Origin of the sequence: Stenotrophomonas sp. MMGLT7 (assembly GCF_021168555.1) — a bacterium.
In the GTDB taxonomy this organism is placed as follows: domain Bacteria; phylum Pseudomonadota; class Gammaproteobacteria; order Xanthomonadales; family Xanthomonadaceae; genus MMGLT7.
Genome location: NZ_JAJOZS010000007.1, coordinates 164,781 through 188,592, shown reverse-complemented (window position 1 = coordinate 188,592; position 23,812 = coordinate 164,781). Strand labels below are relative to the sequence as shown.

Annotated in this window: 17 protein-coding genes; 9 read left to right on the top strand and 8 right to left on the bottom strand. The window is 71.5% G+C overall.

Annotation, left to right across the window (positions count from 1 at the left end):
- Window positions 1-100: 100 nt before the first annotated feature.
- From dapE to LRX76_RS11220, 3 genes are all read left to right on the top strand, one after another.
- Complete coding sequence (gene dapE / locus LRX76_RS11230; protein ID WP_231805165.1) at window positions 101-1,228, top strand: succinyl-diaminopimelate desuccinylase; 1,128 nt, start codon at window positions 101-103, stop codon at window positions 1,226-1,228.
- Between the two features lie 281 nt (window positions 1,229-1,509).
- On the top strand, window positions 1,510-3,201 hold the full coding sequence (asnB, locus tag LRX76_RS11225) for an asparagine synthase B (RefSeq protein ID WP_231805163.1): 1,692 nt from the start codon (window positions 1,510-1,512) through the stop codon (window positions 3,199-3,201).
- Window positions 3,198-3,812, top strand: coding sequence for a LysE family transporter (locus LRX76_RS11220; RefSeq protein ID WP_231805161.1), 615 nt, complete (start codon window positions 3,198-3,200; stop codon window positions 3,810-3,812). The genes asnB and LRX76_RS11220 overlap by 4 nt, the downstream gene beginning before the upstream one ends.
- A gap of 180 nt (window positions 3,813-3,992) precedes the next feature.
- On the opposite strand, the gene LRX76_RS11215 is transcribed toward LRX76_RS11220, so the two are convergent.
- Both LRX76_RS11215 and LRX76_RS11210 read right to left on the bottom strand, forming a co-directional pair.
- On the bottom strand, window positions 3,993-5,036 hold the full coding sequence (locus LRX76_RS11215; protein WP_231805159.1) for a right-handed parallel beta-helix repeat-containing protein: 1,044 nt from the start codon (window positions 5,034-5,036) through the stop codon (window positions 3,993-3,995).
- Between the two features lie 241 nt (window positions 5,037-5,277).
- On the bottom strand, window positions 5,278-7,734 hold the full coding sequence (locus LRX76_RS11210) for a penicillin acylase family protein (RefSeq protein WP_231805157.1): 2,457 nt from the start codon (window positions 7,732-7,734) through the stop codon (window positions 5,278-5,280).
- A gap of 134 nt (window positions 7,735-7,868) precedes the next feature.
- Here LRX76_RS11210 and bfr point away from each other — a divergent pair, with 134 nt between their 5' ends.
- A complete protein-coding gene (gene bfr / locus LRX76_RS11205) occupies window positions 7,869-8,354 on the top strand; it encodes a bacterioferritin (protein WP_231805155.1) in 486 nt (161 codons plus the stop codon).
- 48 nt (window positions 8,355-8,402) lie between these two features.
- Here the strand turns inward: bfr and LRX76_RS11200 are convergent, their stop codons facing one another.
- Window positions 8,403-8,786 carry a hypothetical protein gene (locus tag LRX76_RS11200; protein ID WP_231805153.1) on the bottom strand — a complete coding sequence of 128 codons (384 nt, stop codon included), beginning with the start codon at window positions 8,784-8,786 and terminating at the stop codon, window positions 8,403-8,405.
- A 127-nt stretch (window positions 8,787-8,913) separates the two neighbouring features.
- Window positions 8,914-9,312, bottom strand: coding sequence for a hypothetical protein (locus LRX76_RS11195; protein ID WP_231805151.1), 399 nt, complete (start codon window positions 9,310-9,312; stop codon window positions 8,914-8,916).
- Window positions 9,313-9,636: 324 nt separating this feature from the next.
- Here LRX76_RS11195 and LRX76_RS11190 point away from each other — a divergent pair, with 324 nt between their 5' ends.
- On the top strand, window positions 9,637-12,381 hold the full coding sequence (locus LRX76_RS11190; protein WP_231805149.1) for a winged helix-turn-helix domain-containing protein: 2,745 nt from the start codon (window positions 9,637-9,639) through the stop codon (window positions 12,379-12,381).
- Window positions 12,382-12,429: 48 nt separating this feature from the next.
- Here LRX76_RS11190 and parC read toward each other — a convergent pair whose 3' ends face one another.
- On the bottom strand, window positions 12,430-14,673 hold the full coding sequence (parC, locus tag LRX76_RS11185) for a DNA topoisomerase IV subunit A (RefSeq protein WP_231805147.1): 2,244 nt from the start codon (window positions 14,671-14,673) through the stop codon (window positions 12,430-12,432).
- 198 nt (window positions 14,674-14,871) lie between these two features.
- Between parC and LRX76_RS11180 the strand changes: the two genes are divergently transcribed.
- Genes LRX76_RS11180 through LRX76_RS11165 form a run of 4 tightly spaced genes read left to right on the top strand, consistent with a single transcriptional unit; the run spans window position 14,872 to window position 19,605 of the window.
- On the top strand, window positions 14,872-15,348 hold the full coding sequence (locus tag LRX76_RS11180) for a MarR family transcriptional regulator (protein WP_231805145.1): 477 nt from the start codon (window positions 14,872-14,874) through the stop codon (window positions 15,346-15,348).
- Window positions 15,345-16,832: an efflux transporter outer membrane subunit gene (locus tag LRX76_RS11175; RefSeq protein WP_231805143.1), complete on the top strand. Its 1,488-nt coding sequence runs from the start codon at window positions 15,345-15,347 to the stop codon at window positions 16,830-16,832. Before LRX76_RS11180 ends, LRX76_RS11175 begins: the two co-directional genes overlap by 4 nt.
- A gap of 10 nt (window positions 16,833-16,842) precedes the next feature.
- Window positions 16,843-18,033 (top strand): efflux RND transporter periplasmic adaptor subunit, encoded by a 1,191-nt coding sequence (locus LRX76_RS11170; RefSeq protein WP_231805141.1) that lies wholly within the window; start codon window positions 16,843-16,845, stop codon window positions 18,031-18,033.
- A gap of 6 nt (window positions 18,034-18,039) precedes the next feature.
- Entirely contained in the window at window positions 18,040-19,605 is a 1,566-nt protein-coding gene (locus tag LRX76_RS11165) for a DHA2 family efflux MFS transporter permease subunit (protein WP_231805139.1), read from the top strand.
- Between the two features lie 15 nt (window positions 19,606-19,620).
- On the opposite strand, the gene LRX76_RS11160 is transcribed toward LRX76_RS11165, so the two are convergent.
- From LRX76_RS11160 to LRX76_RS11150, 3 genes are read right to left on the bottom strand one after another with little or no spacing between them, the layout of a single operon-like run.
- A complete protein-coding gene (locus LRX76_RS11160; protein ID WP_231805137.1) occupies window positions 19,621-20,604 on the bottom strand; it encodes a spore coat protein U domain-containing protein in 984 nt (327 codons plus the stop codon).
- Entirely contained in the window at window positions 20,601-23,027 is a 2,427-nt protein-coding gene (locus tag LRX76_RS11155; protein WP_231805135.1) for a fimbria/pilus outer membrane usher protein, read from the bottom strand. The genes LRX76_RS11160 and LRX76_RS11155 overlap by 4 nt, the downstream gene beginning before the upstream one ends.
- Window positions 23,024-23,800: a molecular chaperone gene (locus tag LRX76_RS11150; RefSeq protein ID WP_231805133.1), complete on the bottom strand. Its 777-nt coding sequence runs from the start codon at window positions 23,798-23,800 to the stop codon at window positions 23,024-23,026. Before LRX76_RS11150 ends, LRX76_RS11155 begins: the two co-directional genes overlap by 4 nt.
- Between the last annotated feature and the right edge of the window lie 12 nt (window positions 23,801-23,812).

Genomic DNA, 23,812 nt, shown 5'->3' with positions numbered 1-23,812 from the left:
CTTCAGTCGCGATGGGGCTTTACCGGGAAAGCCCCATCGCGACTGAAGTCGCTCCTACGGGACGGTGATGGGGCAGGCGGCCGTGACCCAGGAGTGATGAATGAGCGATGTGCTGCAACTGGCCTGCGAGCTGATCTCGCGGCCCTCGGTCACCCCCGACGATGCCGGCTGCCAGCCGCTGATCGCCGGGCGGCTGGCACGCGCGGGGTTCCTGTGCGAGCGGCTGCGCTACGGCGCCGTCGACAACCTGTGGGCCACGCACGGCGAGGGCGGGCCGCTGCTGCTGCTGCTCGGCCATACCGACGTGGTGCCGCCGGGGCCGCGCGAGGCGTGGAGCAGCGACCCGTTCGCGCCGGACGTGCGCGACGGCGTGCTGTACGGGCGTGGCGCGGCCGACATGAAGGGCAGCGTGGCCGCGTTCGTGGTCGCGGCCGAGCGCTTCGCCGCCGCCCATCCCGACCACCCGGGCACGCTGGCGCTGCTGCTCACCTCGGACGAGGAGGGCGACGCCATCGACGGCGTGCGCAAGGTCGCGCAGACGCTGCGCGCGCGCGGCGAGCGCATCGACTGGTGCATCACCGGCGAGCCGTCCTCGACCGGGCGCCTGGGCGACCTGCTGCGGGTGGGACGCCGCGGCAGCCTGTCCGGCACGCTTACGGTGAAGGGCGTGCAGGGGCACGTCGCCTATCCGCACAAGGCGCGCAACCCGATCCACCTGGCCGCGCCGGCGCTGGCCGAGCTGGTGGCGCGGCACTGGGACGACGGCTACGAGAGCTTCCCGCCGACCAGCCTGCAGGTCAGCAACATCCACGCCGGCACCGGCGCCAACAACGTGATCCCCGGCGAGCTGCAGGTGCTGTTCAACCTGCGCTACAACCCGCATTGGGACGCGCCGGCGCTGGAAAGGGAAATCGCCGCGCTGCTGGATCGCCATGGCCTGGACCACGAGTTGCGCTGGCATCGCAGCGGCGAACCGTTCTACACCCCCGAGGGCCGCCTGCGCGGCATCGCCCGCGAGGTGCTGGGCGGATTCGCCGGCGCCGCGCCGGAGGAAAGCACCGGCGGCGGTACCTCCGACGCGCGCTTCATCGCCCCGCTGGGGGCGCAGTGCATCGAGGTCGGCCCGGTCAACGCCAGCATCCACCAGGTCGACGAACACGTCTCGGTCGCCGACCTGCAGGCGCTGCCCGAGCTGTACCTGCGGCTGATCGAACGGTTGCTCGCGTAACAGTTGCGCCCTCCGCGAAGGCCGGGTTAAGGTCGGCCGCATGATCCGCTCCTCCAACCGCACCGCCAACGTTGTCAACCGCAATAACAATGCGGCGAACAATCGTGCGCGGCCGATGCGGGACTGCGATCAGGCGTAACCAGCAACACACGCCCGGATACCAGAAAACCCGCATCGGCCGATGCGGGTTTTTTTGTATGTGGGATATGCGGATTCACGATCACGACTCCCGAGCCTCGCGGATCGGGCAATGAACAAAATCACCCAGGAGCCTTTCCCCCATGTGTTCGATCTTCGGCATCTTCGACCTGCAGTCCGGCGACGACCTGCACCTGCTGCGCCGGCAGGCGCTTGAGTGTTCTCAGCGGCAGCGCCATCGCGGCCCGGACTGGAGCGGCGTGTACCTGGACGACGGTGCCATCCTGGTGCACGAGCGCCTGGCCATCGTCGATCCGGCCGGCGGCTCGCAGCCGCTGCTGTCCGAGGACGGGCAGCTGGCACTGGCGGTCAATGGCGAGATCTACAACCACAGGCAGCTCAAGGCCGAGCTGAAGCAGCCCTATGCGTTCCAGACCGGCTCGGACTGCGAGGTGATCAACGCGCTGTATCGCGAAGACAAACCCGCTTCGTTCCTCAACCGGCTCAACGGCATCTTCGCCTTCGCGCTGTGGGACAAGGCCGCGCGCCGCGTCATCGTCGCCCGCGACCCGATCGGCGTGTGCCCGCTGTACTGGGGCCACGACAAGGAGGGGCGCCTGCGCGTGGCCTCGGAGATGAAGTCGCTGGCCGACGACTGCGCCGACGTGGCGCAGTTCCCGCCGGGCCACTACTACGACAGCGCCAGCGGCGAGTTGGTGAAGTACTACCAGCGCCCGTGGCGCGAGTACGACGCGGTCGCGGGCGTGCAGGTCTCGCCGCAGGAACTGCGCGAGGCGTTCGAGCAGGCGGTGCATCGCCAGCTGATGACCGACGTGCCCTACGGCGTGCTGCTGTCCGGTGGCCTGGACTCGTCGCTGGTGGCGGCGGTGGCGGCGCGCTTCGCCCGCAAGCGCATCGAGGACAACGACCAGGCCGAGGCCTGGTGGCCGCGCCTGCACTCGTTCGCCATCGGCCTGAAGGGCTCGCCGGACCTGGCCGCCGCGGCGATCGCAGCCGAGGCGCTGGGCACCGTGCACCACGGCTTCGAGTACACCTTCGAGGAAGGCCTGGACGCGCTGCCGGAGGTGATCCGCCACATCGAGACCTACGACGTCACCACCATCCGCGCCTCCACCCCGATGTTCCTGCTGGCGCGGCGGATCAAGGCGATGGGGGTGAAGATGGTGCTGTCGGGCGAGGGCAGCGACGAGATCTTCGGCGGCTACCTGTACTTCCACAAGGCGCCGGACGCGCGCGAGTTCCACCAGGAGCTGATCCGCAAGCTCGACGCGCTGTACAACTACGACTGCCTGCGCGCCAACAAGTCGATGATGGCCTGGGGCGTGGAGCCGCGGGTGCCGTTCCTGGACCGCGAGTTCCTCGACGTGGCGATGCGCATGGATGCCAGCCACAAGATGATCGACAAGGCCGCCGCCGGCGCGGCGCGGATGGAGAAGGGCGTGCTGCGCGAGGCATTCGCCGGCTACCTGCCCGATTCGATCCTGTGGCGGCAGAAGGAGCAGTTCAGCGACGGCGTCGGCTACGGCTGGATCGACGGGCTCAAGGCGCATGCCGAGGCGCAGGTGTCCGACCGCGAACTGGCCGCCGCCGCCGGCCGTTTCCCGGTCAACCCTCCGCAGACCAAGGAGGCGTACTTCTACCGCTCGCTGTTCGAGCAGTTCTATCCCAGCCCGGGCGCCGCGGAGACCGTGCCCGGCGGCAAGTCGATCGCCTGTTCCTCGCCGGCGGCGATCGCCTGGGACGCCAGCTTCGCCGGCATGGCCGATCCGTCCGGCCGCGCGGTGGCCGGGGTGCACGAGCAGGCACTGGCGTGAGCGCCGCCGCGCTGCTGGCGATCGCCGGAGTGCTGGCGCTGGGGGCGATGAGCCCGGGTGCCAGCTTCCTGCTGGTGGCGCGGCTGGCGGCCGGCCGCTCGCGCGCCGCCGGCATTGCCGCCGCGCTGGGCATGGGGGTGGGGTGTGCGGTGTTCGCGCTGGTCGCGTTGCTCGGCCTGCAGGCGTTGCTCGAACGCGTGCCGGCGCTGCACCGTGGATTGTCGATCGCCGGCGCCGGCTACCTGCTGTGGCTGGCGTGGCGGCTGTGGCGGCGGGCGCCGGACGCCGTCGCGCCGGCGCAGCAGGCCGGCCCGCAGGTGCGTTCGGCGTTCGTGCTCGGCCTGCTGACCCAGCTCGGCAACCCGCAGACCGCGCTGGTGTTCGGCAGCCTGTTCGCCACCTTGCTGCCGCCGGCGCGTGCGGCGTCCGACTACGTGGTGCTGCCGCTGCTCGCCTTCGCGGTCGATGCGCTGTGGTTCGTGCTGGTGGCCTGCGTGCTGTCCGCTCCGGCCCCGCGCCGCTGCTGGGCGCGGGCGCGGCGGCCGCTGGATCGCGCCAGTGCGGCGCTGATGGCCGGCCTGGGCCTGCGGCTGCTGCTGCGCGCGCCGTAGCGGAGGTCGCGCGTTCCGCGGCCGCTTGCTGGGAAAGGCGCCCGGCGAACCTGCCCCGGCTCGGGCCGGGGCAGGCGAAGGTTCCCGGAGCAGCGGAAGGTCATTGCGGCAAGTCCCCATCCGACGGTTCGACAAGCGCGCAGCCCGCGCTGGCCGGACCGGGTATGGGCAGGCTCGCCGCTACAGGCTGCTCACGCAGCTGCCATACATCTCCACCGGCGGGTTGAAGCCGGACGCGTCGGCTTCGTTGCCGCGCCACTGGTTCTGCTTGAAGTCGGGCGCCTTGCAGTTCGCGGCGCGGTCCACGCCGATGGTGTAGGTGTACGGGCCGCCGTGGAAGCGGTTGTGCTCGAACAGGTTGTCCTGGCTCATGCTGTTGTCCCAGCACAGGATCTCGGGCGTGCGGTAGCGGATCGAGCAGGCCAGGAACACGCCCGCGCTCTTGTTGTCGAGGAACTGGTTGTCGACGATGCGGTTGCGGCGCGCGTCGGCCAGGTAGATGCCCTGGCTGCCGTTGCGCTCGAACCGGTTGCCGCGGATCTCGCTGTCCTCCAGGTGCTCGGTGGTGACGCCGGCGGCGACGTTGTCGTGGATGTAGTTGTCGATCAGCCGGACCTTGGCGGTGCGGTTGAAGGAGACGCCGTCCCAGGTCGCGCCGGAGACGTCGTTGCGCTCGAACAGCAGGTCCTGGCTGCCGCGCTCGCTCAACAGGCAGGCGCTGCGGCAGCGGCTGGCCTGCAGGCCGCTCAGGCGGATGTCGCGCCCGCCGCGGATCACCACCGCGCTGATGCTCAGGTAGGGGCGTTCGGGTACGAACTCGTGCTCGGCCTGGCCGCCGACCAGCTGCAGGTCCTCGACCGCCACGCCGCGGATGGTGCGCGCCGGCTCCTCGTTCTCGTAGTCGCCGATCACGACCAGCGGCTGCTGCACGCCGTCGCGCATGCGCAGCACCGTGGTCGGGCCCTGGCCGCGCAGGACCAGCCCGTCGCGCTGGATCGACAGCAGCCGCTGCAGCGGGTACTCGCCGGCGGCCAGGCAGACGGCGGCCGGCTTGCCGTCCGCGGGGACGCCGTCGATGACGGCCTGCAGGTCGTCGCCGGGCTTGGCGTGGACGCTGCAGGCGGGCCGGTCGTCGCCGGCCGCTGCCGCGGCGTGGGCGGGAAGAACTGCGAGTGCGGCCGGCAATGCCAGCGCCGGCAAAATGAGGATGCTCAAAGGCTTCATCGCGTTTTTCGTGCAGGGGGAGAGCCCCCATCCTCCCTGATCGAGTGTCAACCGACATTGAACCGGCCGGTCGGCGGCGGCTGACGGGCCGTGCATGTCCATCGGGTTTGGCCCATGCCGGAGGGCCCTGCGCGGGTCCGTTGTCGCGGTGGCGCGTACCGGTCGTCGATGCGGAAACCCCACCGCGTGGCGGGTCTCCGGCACGAATCGGCAACGCGTGCGCCGGACCATCGGGCCGCGTTCAATCCGCCGGGCGCAGTACCAGCGTGTGCTGCGCGGCACCCGGCAGCAACGGCGTGGGCCGGCCGCGTACCCAGTCCTCGTGCCCGGCGCCCCAGTACGGCGAGAGCGGATGGCCGCTCTGGCCGCCGGGCATGTGGGCGATGCCGTCGGCCTCGTGGCCGGGAGCGACCACCATGCGCTGCGAGGCGCCGAAGGCCGGCGCCTGCACCCGTGGCATGTCGGTGTCGCCGGGCAGCGGGTCTGCCGGCATGCACAGCCAGCGCCGGGCCACGGCCGGCAGCGCTTGTGCCAGAGGGTGGCAGATCGAGGCGGTGTTGTGCGTACCCCAGCCGCGCGGCTTGCCGTCGACGTCGAGTTCGGCCAGTACCTGGGCGGCGGCCGCGTCCAGCAGCGCCGGCCAGCTGGCGTGGCCGGGCGGCAGCAGGTGCGCGGGCTGTTGCTGCAGCAGCGGCCAGGCGACGCCTTCCAGTTGCGACAGCCGCGGCATCGGCATCCGTTCGCCGAGCGCGTCGCGTGCCGGGGCCAGCAGGCCGGCGGCGATGCGCTCGTTCACCGCGCGCCGCCATTGCCGGACGATCAGGTAGCTGGCCGAGTCGATGCTGGCGCGTCCGTCCCAGTGCCCGGCGCGGCGCGCCAGCGCCTGCAGCGCCGGCTGCGCTGCGCCGGCACGCCGGGCCTGCTGCTGCAGCAGTGCCCACCAGCGCTGCAGGAACAGCGCGCGGTCGTCGAGCTGGATCGCCAGCAGCGCATGCTCGTCGAAGCGTTCGCGCGAGCGCAGGCCGTCGCGGATCTGCCGTGCCCGTGCGCCCAGTGCGTAGCCGCCGTCGCCGAGCACCGCCAGCGCCTGGCCGTCGACGATGCGGTTGTTGGCGGTCCACAGGCGGCCGTCGGCCGGGTCCAGCAGCTGCGGCGAGATCCGGGTGGAGATCGGCCAGGGCGGGCAATCGCGGGCGTCGTGGATGCGCGAGCCGTCGCTGCATGGCGGGGCACGCTGCGGCAGCGGCCCGAGCACGCGCCAGCCGATGCGGCCGCCGGCGTCTCCCAGCACCAGGTTCTGCGCCGGCGTGGCGATGTCGTCGGCCAGCGCGAAGGCCTGCTGCAGCGAACCGGCGCCGGCGAAACCGGCCAGGCCCAGGTTCAGCGCGCCGGGCTGGTGCGCGACCCAGCGCAGCGCCAGCGCCGAGCCGTCGGCGTCATGGCGGACGATCGGGCCGTAGCCGGTGTCCTCGACCAGCAGCGCCTGCGCCGCCGCGCCGGCCACCTCGATCGTCTCGCGGTGCACGCGGACCGCGTCGCAGGCAGCGGAGGCGTTCGTTCCCGCTGCGCATGGATGCACGCGGAACGCGTCGGCGGTATCGGCATAGCTGTTGGTGAAACCCCAGGCGATATGGCCGTTGCTGCCGACGATCACCGCCGGCAGGCCGGGCAGGGTGAAGCCGGCGACATCGACGCGGCCGCCGGCGGCGCTCGCATCGGGATAGCGCAGGCGCGCGCGGAACCACAGGCCGGGCGCGCGCAGCGACAGGTGCATGTCGTCGGCGACGATGGCGCGGCGGTCGGCGGTGAGGGTGCCGGCCACCGCCCAGTTGTTGCTGCCAGGATAAAAACCGGCCGCCGCAGGCGGCCCACCGACGTCTCTCTCCCGCTGGGCGGCAGAGAGGGGGACCGCCTGCGAAGCAGGGGGGGGAGTGAGGGCGAGCGCCCCGGCATCCCTGCCGGTTTCTTCCCCTTCCGATACCGCCGCCTTGCGCAGGTCTACCTCGTCGGCACCGGGCAGCACCGCATCGCCGCGCACCGGCCCCTGCAGCGGTGCATCCCAGCTGCTGCCGTCGTGCGCCAGCAGTTCGAACAGGGCAGGCGGCAATGCCCGGCGCAGGGCATCCAGTGCCAGTTCGCGGCGGTTGCCGGCATCCTGCAGGTCGAAGTACATCGCGTAGCCGGCCAGGGCCGAGTCCTCGGGCCGCCAGGGCGCCGGCGCCCGGCGCAGCAGCAGGTAGGGCCAGGGACGCACGCGCAGGGCCGCAAGGCCGGCATTGACGCCATCGCTGTAGGCCTGCAGTTCCTGCATGCGCGCTCCGGCGAAGCCGGCCAGGTTGGCGCTGGCGCGTGCGCGCATGCGATGGATGCGATTGGCCCGGTCCAGCTCCAGCGCCGCCGGGCCGAACAGGCCGGCCAGCTCGCCGGCCGCGCTGCGCCGGGCCAGGTCCATCTCGAAGTAGCGCTCCTGCGCATGCACGTAGCCCAGCGCGCGCGCCGCATCCACCGCATTGGCGGCCTCGATGGTGACCATGCCGCGCGCGTCGCGATCGATCCTCGCCGGCGCGGACAGTCCCGGCAGGGCCTGTTCGCCCTGCAGCGGCGGCAGGCTGCCGCGCAGCAGCGCCCAGGCGCCGGCCGCCGCCAGCAGCAGTACGATCGCCAGCGCCGCCAGTGCGCGCCGCATCCACTTGAGCATGTCTCTTCCCCGGAACAGGTGCCGACCGCGGCCGCCGCGCGCCGCGCGCGGCGGCGGAACTGAAACTGATTCCGATTAGAACATCGTCGCCGGCGATGCGGCACCATGCGCGGGTCGAACCCGAGGATCACCCCATGAAAGGCCAGCCCGAAGTCGTCGAATACCTCAAGTACCTGCTGCGCGGCGAACTGGCCGCGCGCGACCAGTACTTCATCCACTCCCGCCGCTACGAGGACCAGGGGCTGAAGGCGCTGTACGAGCGCATCAACCACGAGATGCAGGAGGAGACCGAGCACGCCGATGCGCTGCTGCGGCGCATCCTGTTCCTGGAGGGTGACCCGGACATGCGGCCCAATGACTTCGACCCCGGCAAGACCGTGGTGGAGATGCTGGAGAAGGACCTGCAGGTCGAGTACGAAGTGCGCGCCAACCTGGCCGCCGGCATGAAGCTGTGCGAACAGCACGGCGACTACGTCAGCCGCGACATCCTGCTCAAGCAGCTGCAGGATACCGAGGAGGACCATGCCTGGTGGCTGGAGCAGCAGCTGGGCCTGATCAAGCGCATCGGCCGCGAGAACTACGAACTGTCGAAGATCGACGAGAAGGGCGTGTCGGGCTGATGGACGCGGCGCCCGGCGGCATCCCCCTCGGGGTGCCGCCGGCGGCGCTCAGCACTTGCCGGCGGCCTTGAGCAAGGCGTTGCAGCTGGCCGGTGCGCTGCCCGCATCGGCGGGCTTCGCAGCTTCGGTAGCCGCGCCCTGGCGCGAGCAGATCGCGTCGGAGACGCTGCGGCCGGTGACGCTGACGATGCCGGTGACGTAGCAGGCGTAGCGGGTGCCGTCGCGGGTCTGTACCCGGTAGTCGGTCCTCACGCCGCTGTCGACGCGGTCGCTGATGGTGAATTCCTGGGTGCCGATTCCCAGGGCGAACGCGGTGCGCTCCGCGAGGGTATCGGAGGTGACCGCCACCGACGCGCATCCGCCGCTCGCCGCGAGCGCGATGGCCGGCACGGCGGCGCGCGCCAGCGTTCTTGCGATGGTTCCGATCTTCATTGGGTTTTTCTCCTGAGGGTGGGTGCCGGTGCGAGCGGGAGCGCAAGCTCCCGCGTGAAGTAGAAGAGGCGTGGCAGTCCACGCACCACGTTGCCGTGCGCGGCCGTCAGCTGCGGGGCGGGGGGGATCATTCGGCGCGGACCAGCGCCTGCCTGCCGCTGCCGATGATCCGCACCCGGGCGCCGACCGAGACCCCTGTCAGGCTCGCGGTTTCCGTCTCCAGGGCGATGTCGCCGCCGCCGTCCAGGCGGACCTCCAGCAGGTGGCGGCCGCCGCCGGTGGAGGCCATGCTCTCGCCCAGGTCGGCGCCGAGGTCGTTGCCGGTGCGATAGCCCTCGCTGCCGGCCAGTCGCGTGCCGAGCGTGCGCCCGAGGCTGGCGCCCAGCCTGCGCATGGTGCCGCTGCTCAGTCCGCCCTTCTTGGCCACCGGGGTCATCGCGGTGACGACGCCGCGGCGGACCTCGCTTTCGCCGGACTGTGCGAGGGCGGGCGAGGGGCAGGCCAGGGCGAGCAGCGCCCCGAGCATCCATCCCCGGCCGCAGCCGCGCCATGGCCGAGGCGGGCGAAGCCCTGTCCGCGCCGCGGCGGGCGAGCGGGCACCGTTCCATCCGGGAAGATTCGCATGTGGGTTCATGAGTCGCGCTCCTGGGGCTCGTCGGGAAGCGGGAACCATAGGGGCGGCGTCCGCGCGGCGGTGGTACTTTCCGGTAACGGTTCGGTAACGCCGGCAGACGCCGCGCTGCACGCTGGTATCGTCCGGTAACGGGACGGCAGGGGCGCCGGCGTCAGGGCCTGTGTCGGCTGCCGGCAGGTGCCGGATCGGGTGGATGAGCGACTGGAGGAACACCGGATGAGCGATCCCGCTGCACGGGAGGCCGCGGAACGGGCGTTCGAATACCGCTACCGCTTCGGCACGGCGGAGTTCGACGAGGCGCGGTTCCAGCTGTACGTGGACGGCGCGCCGGTCGAGGTGGAGCGGCGCGCGCTGGAGGTGCTGGCCTGCCTGCTGCGGCATGCCGGCGAGGTGGTGACCAAGGAGGAACTGTTCGCCCAGGTCTGGGCCGGGCGGGTCACCGTCGACAAGGTACTGCCCAATGCGGTGAACAAGCTGAGGAAGGCGTTCGGCCCGGCCAATGCCGAGTTGCTGGCGACCCAGCCGCGCCTGGGTTACCGCCTCGACGGCATGCGCGAGCGCGTCGTGGTCCGCAGCCGGGTCGCGGCGGCGCCGCTGCTGCGCGCGGGCCAGCCGGTTGCGCAGCGCGCGCACTTCGTCCTGCGCGAGCGCCTGGGCGGGTCGCACGGCAACGAGGTATGGCTGGGCGAGCACCTCAAGACCGGCGAGCGTCGCGTCTACAAGTACGCCGCCGGCAGCGCCGGGCTGCGCGGGCTGAGGCGCGAGGCGACCCTGGCCCGGCTGCTGGCGACCGCGGGCGAGGCGACGCGGTCCGGTTTCGCCCGGCTGCTGGACTGGCACTTCGAGGACGCGCCGTTCTTCCTGGAGTACGCCTGGCATGGGCAGGACCTGCTGCAGTGGTCGCGCACGCACCTGCAGGGCATGCCGCGCGACCAGCGCCTGCAGCTGTTCCTGCAGTTCGCCGACGCGGTGGCCGCCGCGCACCAGCTCGGCGTGCTGCACAAGGACATCAAGCCGGCCAACATCCTGATCGCCGCGGCCGACGGCGGCTGGCACGCGCGCCTGGCCGACTTCGGCAGCGGCAGCCTGCTCGATCCCGGGCGGCTGGACGAACTGGGCATCACCCGCCACGATCCCGCCGCCACCCGTCCCTCCGGCTCGGACGCCGGCTCCGGCACGCCGCTGTACCTGCCGCCCGAGGTCGTCGCCGGCGGTCCGCAGACCGTGCAGGGCGACGTGTACGCGCTGGGGCTGGTGCTGTACCAGCTGCTCGCCGGCGATCCCGGCAGGCCGATGGCGCCGGGCTGGGAGAAGGACATCGACGACGCCCTGCTGCGCGAGGACATCGCCCTGGCTACCGATGGCGATCCCGCACACCGGCTGGCGTCGGTGCCGGAGCTGGCGGTGCGGCTGCGCGGGCTGCAGCGCCGGCGCGAGGACGCCGCCCGTGCCGCCGAGGCGCAGGCGCGTGCGCGGCGCGACCGCGAGGCGCTGCTGCGTGCCCGTGCGCGGCGGCCGCTGGTGGCGGCCTCGATGGCGATCCTGGCGTTGGGCCTGGCGACTTCGTTGTGGTTCCACCATCGCGCGCAGCAGGCCGGCCGTGTCGCGCAACTGGAACTGGAGAAGGCCACCGCGCTCAACGAGTTCATCGGCAAGGACGTGATCGGGCAGGCCAACCCGCTCATCGCCGGGGGCGGCGCCGACGCCCCGGTGCGCGAGGTGCTGCTGGCCGCACGCGAGCGCATCGGTCCGCGCTTCGCCTCGCAGCCGCGGGTGGCCGCGGCGATGCACATTTCGCTGGCGGCGCTGTTCAACGGCATCGAGATGCTCGCTCCGGCCGAGGACGAGGTGCGCAAGGCCTTGGTGCTCCTGACTCGCGAGCACGGCGCCGCCGGGCTGGAGACGCTGAAGGCGCAGGCCTCGCTGGCCGGCGTCCTGACCCGCAGCGGACGCTTCGACGAGGCGCTGCGGACGCTGCAGGAACTGGACCGGGAGGCGGCCGGCCATCCCGAGCCCGAGGTGGACGCATACCGGGCGCTGGCCTGGGGCAACTACCACGGCAACAAGGGCGATGCCGGGCGGGCGATTCCCGAGTTCGAGCGCGGTGCGCGGCTGCTGGCTCAGTACCGGCCGGAGCAGACCGACAAGCTGGACTCGGTGCGGCTGGACCTGGGCCAGCTCTACAACCACGCCGAGCGCCCGCGCGAGGCAGGCGAGCTCGCCGCCGGGCTCATCGAGGAGATCGGCCGGCGGCCGCGGCGCAACCCGCTGAGCCTGGCCATCGCCCGGCAGGTGCTCGCCGACGCGCGCAGCCGCCAGGGCCAGTACGCGCAGGCGCAGGCACTGCTGCTGCAGGCGCAGAAGGACATCGTCGCGGTGCTGGGCGAAGGCAGCACCAACAACATGATCCTGGTCAGGAGCCTGTCGTACGTCGCCCGCCGGCAGCATGACTGGCCGGCCGCGGTGCGGCACGCCGAGCGTTTCGCCGAGGGCATCGCCGCGCGCCTGGGCGAGGGCCACGTGATGGCGGTGACGGCGAAGGGGGCGCTGGGCCAGGTGCTGTACCTGGCCGGCGAACAGCAGCGCGCCGAGGCGCCGCTGCGCAGCGCCTACGAACAGTTGCTGCAGGACTACGGCGCGGCCAACCCGCAGACCTGGCAGGTGGGATTCTGGTATGCGGCCAACGCCGTGGCGCGGGGCGAGTGGGCGCTGGCCGAGCGACTGCTGGACGTGCTCCAGGCGCATGCGGAGGCGGCCATCGGCAGCGAACCGCTGCAGCATGCGCGACTGGCGGCGCTGCGCGCCACCACGCTGGCGGCACGCGGCGATGGGCAACGCGCCGCGCCCCTGCTGCAGGCGGCGATCTCCGTACTGGGCGAGAGCCCGGATCCGGAGGACGTGCCGTTCATCGAGCGGGCCCGCTCGGCGCTGGCCGCGGCCGCGCCGACGGCTTCCCGCTGAGCCGGTCGGCGCGACGGCGAACGCGCCGCCGCGCCCGGGCAGGGCGAACTACTGGACGTCGAGCCCGTCCACCTTCTGCCAACCCCGCGGCAACAGGTGCCCGCGCGTGGCGCGCGCGCCCAGGTAGCCGTCGAGGTCCTTGAACGACAGGCTCATGGTGCGCTGCCCGCTCTTCACCAGCAGGGTGTTGCCCGGAGCCACCGCGGCTACCGCGACCACCCGCTCGGTGGACAGCTTGGCCTTGGGGATGTCGATGATCTTGTTGCCTTTGCCCTTGTCCAGCTCGGGCAGTTCGCCGGCCGGGATCGCCAGCAGGTTGCCGGCGCTGGTGACGGCGACGATGCGGTCGCTGTCGGGGTTGGAGACGATGGCCGGCTGCAGCACCTTGGAGCCGGTGCTCAGGTTGAGCAGGGCCTTGCCGGCCTTGTTGCGGCTGGTCAGGTTCTCGAAGCGGGTGACGAAGCCGTAGCCGTGCGACGAGGCCAGCACGAAGCGGGTGTCGTTGTCGCCGCTGGCCAGCGCCTGGAACGAGGCGCCCGGGGCCGGCGAGAAGCGCCCGGTCAGCGGCTCGCCGTTGCCGCGCGCCGAGGGCAGGGTATGCACGGCGGTGGAGTAGCTGCGGCCCTCGGAATCGATGAACGCCACCTGCTGGGTGCTGCGCGCGCGCACCGCGCCCAGCAGGCCGTCGCCGTCGCGGTACGACAGCCCGCCGGCATCGACGTCGTGGCCCTTGGCGGCGCGGATCCAGCCCTTCTCCGACAGCACCACGGTCATCGGCTCGCTCGGCACCAGCTCGGTCTCGTCGATGGCGTGCGCGGCCTGGCGCGACACCAGCGGCGAGCGGCGGGCATCGCCGAACTTCTTGGCGTCGGCCTGCAGCTCGTCCTTGATCAGCTTCTTCAGCTTGGCCTTGCTGGCGAGCACGGCCTGGATCTGCTCGCGCTCGGCGGCCAGCGCGTCCTGCTCGCCGCGGATCTTCATCTCCTCCAGCCGCGCCAGCTGGCGCAGGCGGGTCTCGAGGATGTAGTCGGTCTGCTCCTCGCTCAGGCCGAAGCGCGCCATCAGCACCGGCCGCGGCTCGTCCTCGCTGCGGATGATGCGGATCACCTCGTCCAGGTTGAGGAAGGCCACCAGCAGGCCTTCCAGCAGGTGCAGGCGCCGCTCCACCTTCTCCAGCCGGTGCTGCAGGCGGCGGGTCACGGTGGAGTCGCGGAAGCGCAGCCACTCGCTCAGCAGCTGCTTGAGGTTCTTCACCTGCGGGCGGCCGTCCAGGCCGATCACGTTGAGGTTGACTCGGTAGCTCTTCTCCAGGTCGGTGGTGGCGAACAGGTGGCCCATCAGCTGCTCGACGTCGACCCGGTTGGAGCGCGGCACCAGCACCACCCGCACCGGGTTGGCGTGGTCGGACTCGTCGCGGATGTCCTCCAGCCACGGCAGCTTCTTGGCGCGCATCTGCGCGGCGATCTGCTCGATCACCTTCGACGGCGAGACCTGGTAGGGCAGAGCGGTGACGACGATGTTGTTGTTTTCCCTGGCGAAGGTCGCGCGGGCGCGGACGCTGCCGTTGCCGCTCTCGTAGATCGCGCGCAGGTCGGCGGCCGGGGTGATGATCTCGGCGGTGGTGGGGTAGTCCGGGCCGCGCACGTGCTCGCACAGGTCGGCGACGCTCGCGTCGGGATCGTCGAGCAGGCGGATCAGCGCGCTGACGATCTCGTTGAGGTTGTGCGGCGGCACGTCGGTGGCCATGCCGACGGCGATGCCGGTGGTGCCGTTGAGCAGCAGGTGCGGCAGCCGCGCCGGCATCCACGACGGTTCCTCCAGGGTGCCGTCGAAGTTGGGTGCCCAGTCGGTGGTGCCCTGGCCCAGCTCGCCCAGCAGCACCTCGGCGATCGGGGTCAGCTTGGACTCGGTGTAGCGCATGGCCGCGAACGACTTGGGGTCGTCGGTGGAGCCGAAGTTGCCCTGGCCGTCGATCAGCGGGTAGCGGTAGGAGAACGGCTGCGCCATCAGCACCAGCGCCTCGTAGCAGGCGCTGTCGCCGTGCGGGTGGTACTTGCCGATGACGTCGCCGACCGTGCGCGCGGACTTCTTCGGCTTGGCGGCGGCGTTGAGCCCCAGCTCGCTCATCGCGTAGATGATGCGCCGCTGCACCGGCTTGAGGCCGTCGCCGAGGAACGGCAGGGCGCGGTCGAGCACCACGTACATGGAGTAGTCCAGGTAGGCGCGCTCGGCGTACTCGCGCAGCGGCAGCTGCTCGAAACCGTGGAAGGAGGGGCGGGCGAGATCGGTCATGCGTGGTTGTTGCCTGTAGGACGGGGCGGCCCGGCGGGGGACGCCGCAAAGACCGTCGATTATCCGGATGCGGGCGGTGATGCCAAGCCGCGGGTCATCGGTGCGGCGTGCGGCGACTGCCACGTGGGGGTGGGAGATCGTTGCTATCGGGATATTTGCGGTTGACAAATATATTTTTTGGAACAAAATGCCGCTCCCATGACCTCCTCCTCCGCCCAGGCCGGCTGCACGAAGCTGCAGTACCCGCTGCAGCCCCCCAACCTGGGGCTGCTGCTGCGGCAGGTCCGCGACGGCCTGGTGCGGGTGCTCGAGCAGAACATGGCCGAGCAACAGCTGGACATCTGCTTCGGCCACTACCTCGGGTTGAAGATGCTGTCGTTCATGTCGCCGTGCACGGCCAACGAGCTGGCCCAGGCCATCGACCAGACGCCCAGCGCCATCACCCGGCTGCTGGACAAGCTCGAGGCCCTGGGCTGCGTGCGCCGCGAGCCCCACGCCCAGGACCGCCGTGCATTGCAGATCGTGCTGACCGACGAGGGCCGCGCCATGTGGCGGCGGCTCAAGGCGGCCGGCGACGAAGGCATGGCCCATGCCATGCGCGACCTCTCGCCCGCCGAGCGCGAGCAGTTGCTTTCCCTGTTGTCCCGCGTACGCGATTCCCTCAACACACCATGACCAATCCCATGTTTCGATCCGTTGCCCGGCCTGCCCGGGCGTTGGCCGTTCCGTTGCTGGCGCTGGCGCTGGCCGGTTGCGCCAGCAGCCGCGGCCTGCAGCCGCAGGGACGCCTGCTCGACGCCGACCGCCTGCAGGCCTCCGGCACGTTCTCGCAGGTCCGGCTCACGCCTGCCGCCTGGCCCGACAGCCAGTGGTGGCGCACGCTGGGCGATGCCCGGCTCGACGCCCTGGTCGAGGAGGCGCTGCAGGGCACGCCGAGCCTGGAGGCGGCCGATGCGCGGCTGCGCCAGGCGCAGGCGCAGGCCGGTTCGGCCAACGCCCAGCGCGGCCCGGAAGTGAGCGCGACGGCCGGCTACACCGGCCTGCGCCTGCCCGAGTCGATGGTCGGCGACGAACTCGGCGGCAGCTACGCCGGCAGCGGGCACGCGGCGCTGAGCTTCAGCTACGGGCTGGACCTGTGGGGCGGCAAGCGCGCGGCCTGGGAGGCGGCGGTGGACCAGGCGCATGCGGCGCAGGTCGATGCGCAGGCGGCGCGGCTGGACCTGTCGGCCGGCATCGTCCAGGCCTACGTCCAGCTCGACTACGCCTGGCGGCTGCACGACGTGGCCAGCGAGGAGCTGGAGCGCTCGCGCCGGCTGCTGGAGCTGACCCGCCAGCGCCGCGCCGCCGGCATCGACAGCGACGTGCAGCTGCGCCAGGCCGAGGCCCGCGTGCCGGCCGCGCAGCAACAGCAGCAGGCCGCGCAGCAGTCCATCGACGAGGCCCGCACCGCGCTGGCGGCACTGCTCGGGCAGGGCCCGGACCGCGGCCTGGCCATAGCCCGGCCGCAGCTGGCCCCTGATACCTCCGTGGCACTGCCCAGCGTGCTGCCGAGCGATCTCCTCGGCCGGCGCCCGGACGTGGTTGCCGCGCGCTGGCGGGTCGAGGCGGCCGGCAAGGGCATCGCCGCGGCCAAGGCGCAGTTCTACCCCAGCCTCAATCTCACCGCGATGGCCGGCGTGGCGTCCAAGGACGTCGGCGACCTGCTGAAGAGCGGTTCCACCTTCGCTTACCTGGGCCCGGCGCTGAGCCTGCCGATCTTCGACAGCGGCCGCCTGCGTTCCGGCCTGGCCGAGCGCGATGCGCAGTACGACCTGGCCGTGGCCGGCTACAACCAGGCGGTGGTGCAGGCGCTGCGCGAGGTGGCCGACCAGGTCAACGCGCTGCAGTCGCTGCAGGGACAGCTCGCCTCGCAGGCGCAGGCGCTGGAGACGGCCGGCGCCGCCTTCGATCTGGCCCAGCAGCGCTACCGCGCCGGCATCGGCAGCTACGTCGAGGCGCTGACCGTGCAGCAGCAGGTGCTGGCCACGCGCCAGCGCATGGCCGCGCTGCAGTCCGAGCGGCTGCAGGCCGCCGCGCGCCTGAGCCGCGCGCTCGGCGGCGGCCTGGCGCCCGTCGACGCCGCCCAGGCTTCCTTCCCCCAAGAAACCCCGCATTCCTGAGAGTCTTGCCATGAACCAGCCTTCCACTCCGGGCTCCGCATCCGCTGCGGGCAAGCCCGCCAGCCGCCGCGGCAAGCTGCTGCGCATTCTCCTCGTCGTCGTCGTGCTGGCGCTGGCGGTGTTCGCCCTGTGGTACTTCGTCAGCGGCCGCTGGCACGAGGAGACCGACGACGCCTACATCCAGGGCAACCTGGTGCAGATCACGCCGATGGTCGCCGGCACCGTGATCGCCATCGGCGCCGAGGACGGCATGCGCGTGGAGCGCGGCCAGCCGCTGGTGCAGCTGGATCCGGCCGACGCCCAGGTCGCCCTGCAGCAGGCGCAGGCCAACCTGGCGCGGACCGTGCGCCAGGTGCGCGGCCTGTACCGCAGCGTCGAGGGCGCGCAGGCCGAACTGTCCGCGCGGCAGGTGACGCTGCAGCGCGCCCGCGCCGACTTCCAGCGGCGCCGCGACCTGGCCGCCACCGGCGCGATCTCCAACGAGGAACTGGCCCACGCGCGCGACGAACTGGCCTCGGCCGAGGCCGCGGTGAGCGGCTCGCGCGAGCAGTTCGAGCGCAGCCGCGCGCTGGTCGACGACACCGTGGTCTCGACCCAGCCGGAGGTGCAGGCGGCCGCCGCGCAGTTGCGCCAGGCCTACCTGAACAACGCGCGCAGCGCGATCCTGGCGCCGGTGAGCGGCTACGTCGCCCGCCGCGCGGTGCAGGTCGGCCAGCGCGTGCAGCCGGGCGCCGCGCTGATGGCGGTGGTGCCGCTGGAGCAGGTATGGGTGGAGGCCAACTTCAAGGAGACCCAGCTCAAGCACATGCGCCTGGGCCAGCCGGTGGAGCTGGAGTCGGACCTGTACGGCGGCGGCGTGTCCTATACCGGCCACATCCAGAGCCTGGGAATGGGCACCGGCAGCGCCTTCTCGCTGCTGCCGGCGCAGAACGCCAGCGGCAACTGGATCAAGATCGTGCAGCGCGTGCCGGTGCGCATCGCCATCGACGCCAGGCAGCTGGCCGAGAACCCGCTGCGCATCGGCCTGTCGATGAAGGTGAAGGTGAACCTGCACGACCGGCAGGGTGGCGTGCTGCCGCAGCAGTCGGCAAAGGGCGAGGTGTATGCAACCGACGTCTACGCCCGCCAGCTGGACGACGCCGACCACCTGATCGAGAAGATCATCCACGACAACCTGCCGCAGACGGCCAAGGTCGGCTGAGCCGCCATGTCCTCGCAAGCTCCCACCGCTGCAGCCGCCCCGGCCGCGCCGTTCCTGCCGCCCAGCATCCTGCTGTGCACGCTGGGCCTGGCGCTGGCCTCGTTCATGCAGGTGCTCGACACCACCATCGCCAACGTGTCGCTGCCGACCATCGCCGGCAACCTCGGCGCCAGCTCGCAGCAGGCGACCTGGGTGATCACCTCGTTCGCGGTCAGCACCGCCATCGCGCTGCCGCTGACCGGCTTCCTCAGCCGCCGCTTCGGCGAGACCCGGCTGTTCGTGTGGGCGACGCTGGCCTTCGCCGCCGCCTCGCTGCTGTGCGGGCTGGCGCAGAGCATGGGCATGCTGGTGGTCTCGCGCGCGATCCAGGGCTTCGTCGCCGGGCCGATGTACCCGATCACGCAGAGCCTGCTGGTGTCGATCTACCCGCGCGAGAAACGCGGGCAGGCGCTGGCCCTGCTGGCCATGGTCACGGTGGTGGCGCCGATCGCCGGGCCCATCCTCGGCGGCTGGATCACCGACAACTACAGCTGGGAGTGGATCTTCCTGATCAACGTGCCGCTGGGCGTGCTGGCGGCGCTGGTGGTGGGCGCGCAGATGCGCGGCCGCCCGGAGCAGATCGAGAAGCCGCGCATGGACTACGTCGGCCTGGTCACGCTGGTGATCGGCGTCGGCGCGCTGCAGCTGGTGCTGGACCTGGGCAACGACGAGGACTGGTTCAGCTCGAACCTCATCGTGGTGCTGTCGTGCATCTCGGTGGTGGCGCTGGCGGTGTTCCTGATCTGGGAGCTGACCGACAAGGACCCGATCGTGGACCTGCGCCTGTTCCGCCACCGCAACTTCCGCGCCGGCACGCTGGCGATGGTGGTGGCGTACGCGGCGTTCTTCAGCGTGGCGCTGCTGATCCCGCAGTGGCTGCAGCGCGACATGGGCTACACCGCCATCTGGGCCGGGCTGGCGACCGCGCCGATCGGCGTGCTGCCGGTGATCATGACCCCGTTCGTGGGCAAGTACGCCGCGCGTTTCGACATGCGCATGCTGGCCACGGTCGCCTTCGTGTTCCTGTCGTTCACCAGCTTCATGCGCTCGGGCTTCAACCTGCAGGTGGACTTCGCCCACGTCGCCGGCATCCAGCTGGTCATGGGCGTGGGCGTGGCGCTGTTCTTCATGCCGGTGCTGCAGATCCTGCTGTCGGACCTGGACGGGCGCGAGATCGCCGCCGGCTCCGGCCTGGCGACGTTCCTGCGCACGCTCGGCGGCAGCTTCGCCGCCTCGCTGACCACCTACATGTGGGCCAAGCGCACGCAGGTCCATCATGCGCAGCTCACCGAGCACATCTCCGGCTATGCGCCGGGGGTGCAGGACCAGGTGCTGGCGATGGGGCAGGGCGACCTGCAGCACGGCGCCGCGCTGGTCAACAGCATGATCGACCACCAGGCCTCGCAGATGGGCTTCAACGACATCTTCTACGTGCTGGGCTGGACCTTCCTGCTGATCATCGGCTTCCTGTGGCTGGCCAAGCCGCCGTTCGGCGCCGCCTCCCGCGGCGCTGCGGCCGGCGGCGGGCACTGAGCCCGGCCGCCCGCCTCAATAGCTCACCGTGACCGTCACCGTGTCGCTGTAGCTGCCGGCCGGCCGGTTTCCCTGCTCGGCATCGATCATGGCGGTATAGCCCAGGCTCTGCGCCAGGCCGGTGCCGGTGTCGGACAGGTCGTTGCTCTCGCTCCACGCCGTGCCGTCGGAGCGGGAGATCCGGTACTGCAGCGTGTAGGCGGCATTGTTGGCATCCGTGCCCTGCATCTGCCGCCAGTCGCCGCTGCCGTCGGTGCTGGTCAGGCCGACGCTGTAGGCGGCGGCCTTGGTGCAGCGTACCTGCAGCGCACCTTCGACGCCGGGAAACGAGGACGGCAGCATGGCGCTGCCGAAATCCACGTCCGGCGCGTCCACCACCACGCAGATGTCCGAGACCACCAGGTTCACCGCGACGGCGGCATTGAGCGTGCCGCTGCTCGATACCAGGCAGATTCCCAACGCGCCCACCGTGCAGACGTTGTAGCTCCACTGCAGGGCGAGGCTGTCGACGTAGCTGCCGGCGGCCACGTTCTGCAGGGCATCGGTGCGCAGGTACAGCGGGACATCGCCCGACGGCCCGGAGAACAGGCCCAGCAGTCCCAGTATCGAGGTGATGCTCCACTGGTAGCTGCCGCCGATCTGCAACTGGTTGGCGTAGGCCTCGTCCAAATAGACGCGATAGCCGACGTAGTCGCCGCTGTCGCCGCTGTACATGCGCGGCTGGCCGCCCTGGGCATAGGTGCTGCTGAGCAGGTTGGCGGAGAACTGGTTGGCCACGATCAGCACCAGCGCGCCGCCGTCGCAGGTGAAGCCGGAGCCGGCAGTGGTCGTCTGCGCGGTGTTGTACAGGCTGATCGAGTCGATGCTGCCGAAGTCGGCCGCGCCGCTGCTGGCACTGCACGCCTGCGACCAGGCGCGCGGGCACAGCGCGCACAGCGCGAGCAGCAGCAGGCAGTGCGGGATCAGGTTGCGCATGCGCTTGGTCGGCGGGTGGGTCATCGGCGATCGTCCTGTCCGGGTTGCGAAGCGGCGGGGGTGTCGGCGGCGCAGGTCAGCGGCCCGATCCGGTGGGTGCCCGAGGTCGCCCCCGCCGGCAGGTCGAACGCCGCGCGGCAGCGGCTGCCGTCGCGCATCTGCACCAGTACCCGGTTGTCGCGCGGCTGCAGGTCTTCCAGGTAGACCAGGCCGTCGTGGCCGGTGTAGGTCTGCAGGCCGCCCGGCTGCAGGGTGACCAGCTGCCCGGGCGGCAGCGGCCGACCGGCGCCGTCGTGCAGGACCACGCTGGCCGCCAGCAGCGGTGCCATGTCGAAACTGACCAGGGCGCCGCTGCCCTGGCGCACGGCGATGCGCTGCTCGACCTGCCCGGCCTTGACGTCCGCGTCCAGTTCCAGCGCGTCGATGCCGAACCGGGTCGGGTAGTAGGAGCTGACCGAAGGCACCAGCAGGTGGCCGTTGCGATCGGTGTAGCCCATCAGCCGGTTCTCGTAGCGGACCGGGACGTCGGCATAGCCGCCGGTGGATACCAGCGCGAAGGCGTCGTTGATGCGGTTGCTCGCGAACAGCCCGCCGTTCATCCACACCAGCGCGCCGCTGACGTCGGCCCAGCGGGTGTCGTCGCCGTCGCCGTACACGCCCGCCTGCGCCTGCACGTAGCGCCCGCGCCAGGCCACGCTGGCCTGGTGGTAGTCGTCGCCGCCGCCGAGTTCGTAGCCGAGGTTCCAGCCCCAGCCGCCGTGCAGCGGCGCGGCACGGTTCCAGTTGAGCTGCTGCCGGCCGCCGCCGGTGGACGGGCGCCGGTGGGCCAGGCTGGCGTTGCCCAGCCCGCGCTGCAGCGGCACCACCACCTGCACGTAGGCGGTATCGGTGTCGGTCGCCAGGTCGCGGTTGAGCGACAGGTGCACGCTGCTGGCGCCGATCAGCGAGCGGCCGTAGGAGATGTTGAGCAGGCGGGTGCGGGTCATGTCGCCGGCGACGATGTCGTAGTAGCCCAGCGAGGCGCTGCCGCGGCCCATGCCGAACGGGGAGAATCCGAACGTGGCCTGGCTGGCCCGGCGGCTGGTGCCGAAGCCGCGCCCGTTGGCGATGGTGGCGATGTCGGCGAATCCGCTCTGGCGGTAGCGATGCTGCAGGTTGATGCTGAAGGCGCGCGAACGGTAGGAATAGCCGGCCACGTACTGGTTGCCCGCGCCCGTCTCGTCGTCGCCGCGGCTGGCGGCCAGGCTGAGGATGCCGTAGCGTCCCAGGCCGACGTCGGCGCCGGCGCCGGCCAGGACGAAACCGGCGCTGGCCTCGCCATGCACCGACCAGGTCAGCCGGTCGCTGGCGCCGTAGCGGTACAGGCCGCTGAACGCGGCGCGGCCGTAGCCGAAATCGCGTACCCCGTAGTGCGTGCGCAGGCCGCCGAAGGTGGCGTCGAAATCGCTCAGGCCCTCGCGCAGCAGGGTGTTGGCGACGTAGAACGGCACGCTGGTGGATACCTGCCGGCCCAGCGCATCGGTGGTGACCACGGTGGCCTCGCCGGCACCGCTGACGTAGGGGACGTTGCTCAGTACGAACGGCCCGGCGTCGAGGTCGCTGCTGCTGGCGCGGTAGCCGTTGACGAACAGGTCGACGGTCGACGGCAGTCCGTTCTCGCCGGCGATCGCCAGGGTGGGGTAGGTGATCACGTCGGGGCGGACCGAGAAGTCGCGGCCGATGCGCACGCCGCCGATCCTGACCGAGCTGCTCCAGGTCAGCGAATTGCTGATCACGTCGCCGGCCTGGTAGGCGATCATGCGTTCCTCGTCGTTGTAGCGCCAGGTGGTGTCGTAGCGGACATAGCCGCCGCCGAAGGCCGCGCTGCCGCGGCCGCTCGAGCTGCGGTACACGCCGTTGTTGGAGACCATGCCCAGGCGCCCGAACAGGCGCTGTTCCAGCCAGGCCGAAGTGTGGTTGCCGGCCGCGTCGGAATCGGCCTGGTAGATGTCGTAGTTGAACAGCATGCCCAGCGAGCTGCGTGCCTGCACGCGCGGTACCAGCGGCTGGCCGGAGACGTTCTGCTGCGGCAGCCAGGAGGACGGCACGGTCAGCCGCAGCTGCTGCGCGGGGCCGTCGTACTCGCTGGCGACGTCGGGCAGGCTGTCGAGCGCGACCTCCCCCTGTACGCCGTCGGGCACCCGCACCCGGCGCTGGCGCAGCGCGTCGGCATCGACGCGGTAGCTGCCGTCGCGCCAGCTCACCGGCACCAGCTGGCCGTCGCTGTGGCCGTTGACCGAGAGGGTGAGGTAGTAGTCGATCCGGTCCATCTGCGGTATCGCCCTGGGCGCGGGCGGAAGGCCCCCGGCGGCGGCGAGCGCCGCCTCGGCGATGCAGCCCTGGCCGAGCAGCAGCGCGCATCTCAGGGCGACGGACAGGGGCCGGTCCATGGCGTTGGGCGGACTCATTGATGCGCTACGTGGATGGCGGCCTGGTTGTCGGCGACCTGCAGCTTCAGCTGCATGCCGTCGTTGGGCTGCAGCCCGGGCTTGAGCGGCCAGCGCATGGTGCTGCCCGGCAGCACGTAGCCGAGCAGGCCCTCGTTCATGGGCAAGCGGCGGCCGTCGGCGTCGTGCCAGGCGACGTTGCTCAGGCGCGCATGCACCTTGCCGCTGTTGCGCACTTCCAGGAAGCGCCCGTCCTGTTCGTTCACCAGGCGCCAGCGCAGCTCCGGGTGCGATGCGCTCGCCGGCGGCCGTGGCCTGTTCGCACGCGGCTTGGTCCAGATGCCGTCGCCCTGCAGGAACAGCGGGATCGAATAGCGCATCTGGAACTTGAGGCCGACGCTGTTGGACGGCGGCGCCTGGTTCGGGATCTCGTCGACGATCACCCGCAGCGACTGCTCGCTGCCGGCGGGCACGCTGCCGGGTCGCATCAGCCTGACCAACTGCCGCTGGCCCGGGGCGATGGTGACGAACGGCGGGCTCGCCAGCACCTGCTGCTGCTCCGTGTACAGGTCCTGGTAGTCCTGCTGGCTCCAGTCGAAGATGCGCACCTGCAGCGAGATCGGCTGCCTGCCGCGGTTCTCCAGCCACAGCGCCGAGCCCTTCTGGTCGGACTCGATCACCTGGTGGATCGGCCACAGCAACAGGGCGCCGGCGGCCTGCGCGGCCGCGGGCAGCAAGGACAGGATCAGGGCGAATGCCGGCGCGAGCGCGCGGGCGAGGGTATGGCTGGACATTCCTTGTAGCCT

Excerpts from the sequence above, each read along its gene's own strand:
- LRX76_RS11175 (WP_231805143.1), top strand. The coding sequence starts at position 15,345 with ATGACCAATCCCATGTTTCGATCCGTTGCCCGGCCTGCCCGGGCGTTG.
- dapE (WP_231805165.1), top strand. The coding sequence starts at position 101 with ATGAGCGATGTGCTGCAACTGGCCTGCGAGCTGATCTCGCGGCCCTCG.
- LRX76_RS11190 (WP_231805149.1), top strand. The coding sequence starts at position 9,637 with ATGAGCGATCCCGCTGCACGGGAGGCCGCGGAACGGGCGTTCGAATAC.
- LRX76_RS11155 (WP_231805135.1), bottom strand. The coding sequence starts at position 23,027 with ATGAGTCCGCCCAACGCCATGGACCGGCCCCTGTCCGTCGCCCTGAGA.
- parC (WP_231805147.1), bottom strand. The coding sequence starts at position 14,673 with ATGACCGATCTCGCCCGCCCCTCCTTCCACGGTTTCGAGCAGCTGCCG.
- LRX76_RS11210 (WP_231805157.1), bottom strand. The coding sequence starts at position 7,734 with ATGCTCAAGTGGATGCGGCGCGCACTGGCGGCGCTGGCGATCGTACTG.
- LRX76_RS11215 (WP_231805159.1), bottom strand. The coding sequence starts at position 5,036 with ATGAAGCCTTTGAGCATCCTCATTTTGCCGGCGCTGGCATTGCCGGCC.
- asnB (WP_231805163.1), top strand. The coding sequence starts at position 1,510 with ATGTGTTCGATCTTCGGCATCTTCGACCTGCAGTCCGGCGACGACCTG.
- LRX76_RS11170 (WP_231805141.1), top strand. The coding sequence starts at position 16,843 with ATGAACCAGCCTTCCACTCCGGGCTCCGCATCCGCTGCGGGCAAGCCC.
- LRX76_RS11180 (WP_231805145.1), top strand. The coding sequence starts at position 14,872 with ATGACCTCCTCCTCCGCCCAGGCCGGCTGCACGAAGCTGCAGTACCCG.
- LRX76_RS11200 (WP_231805153.1), bottom strand. The coding sequence starts at position 8,786 with ATGAAGATCGGAACCATCGCAAGAACGCTGGCGCGCGCCGCCGTGCCG.
- LRX76_RS11150 (WP_231805133.1), bottom strand. The coding sequence starts at position 23,800 with ATGTCCAGCCATACCCTCGCCCGCGCGCTCGCGCCGGCATTCGCCCTG.
- LRX76_RS11165 (WP_231805139.1), top strand. The coding sequence starts at position 18,040 with ATGTCCTCGCAAGCTCCCACCGCTGCAGCCGCCCCGGCCGCGCCGTTC.
- LRX76_RS11160 (WP_231805137.1), bottom strand. The coding sequence starts at position 20,604 with ATGACCCACCCGCCGACCAAGCGCATGCGCAACCTGATCCCGCACTGC.
- bfr (WP_231805155.1), top strand. The coding sequence starts at position 7,869 with ATGAAAGGCCAGCCCGAAGTCGTCGAATACCTCAAGTACCTGCTGCGC.
- LRX76_RS11195 (WP_231805151.1), bottom strand. The coding sequence starts at position 9,312 with ATGCTCGGGGCGCTGCTCGCCCTGGCCTGCCCCTCGCCCGCCCTCGCA.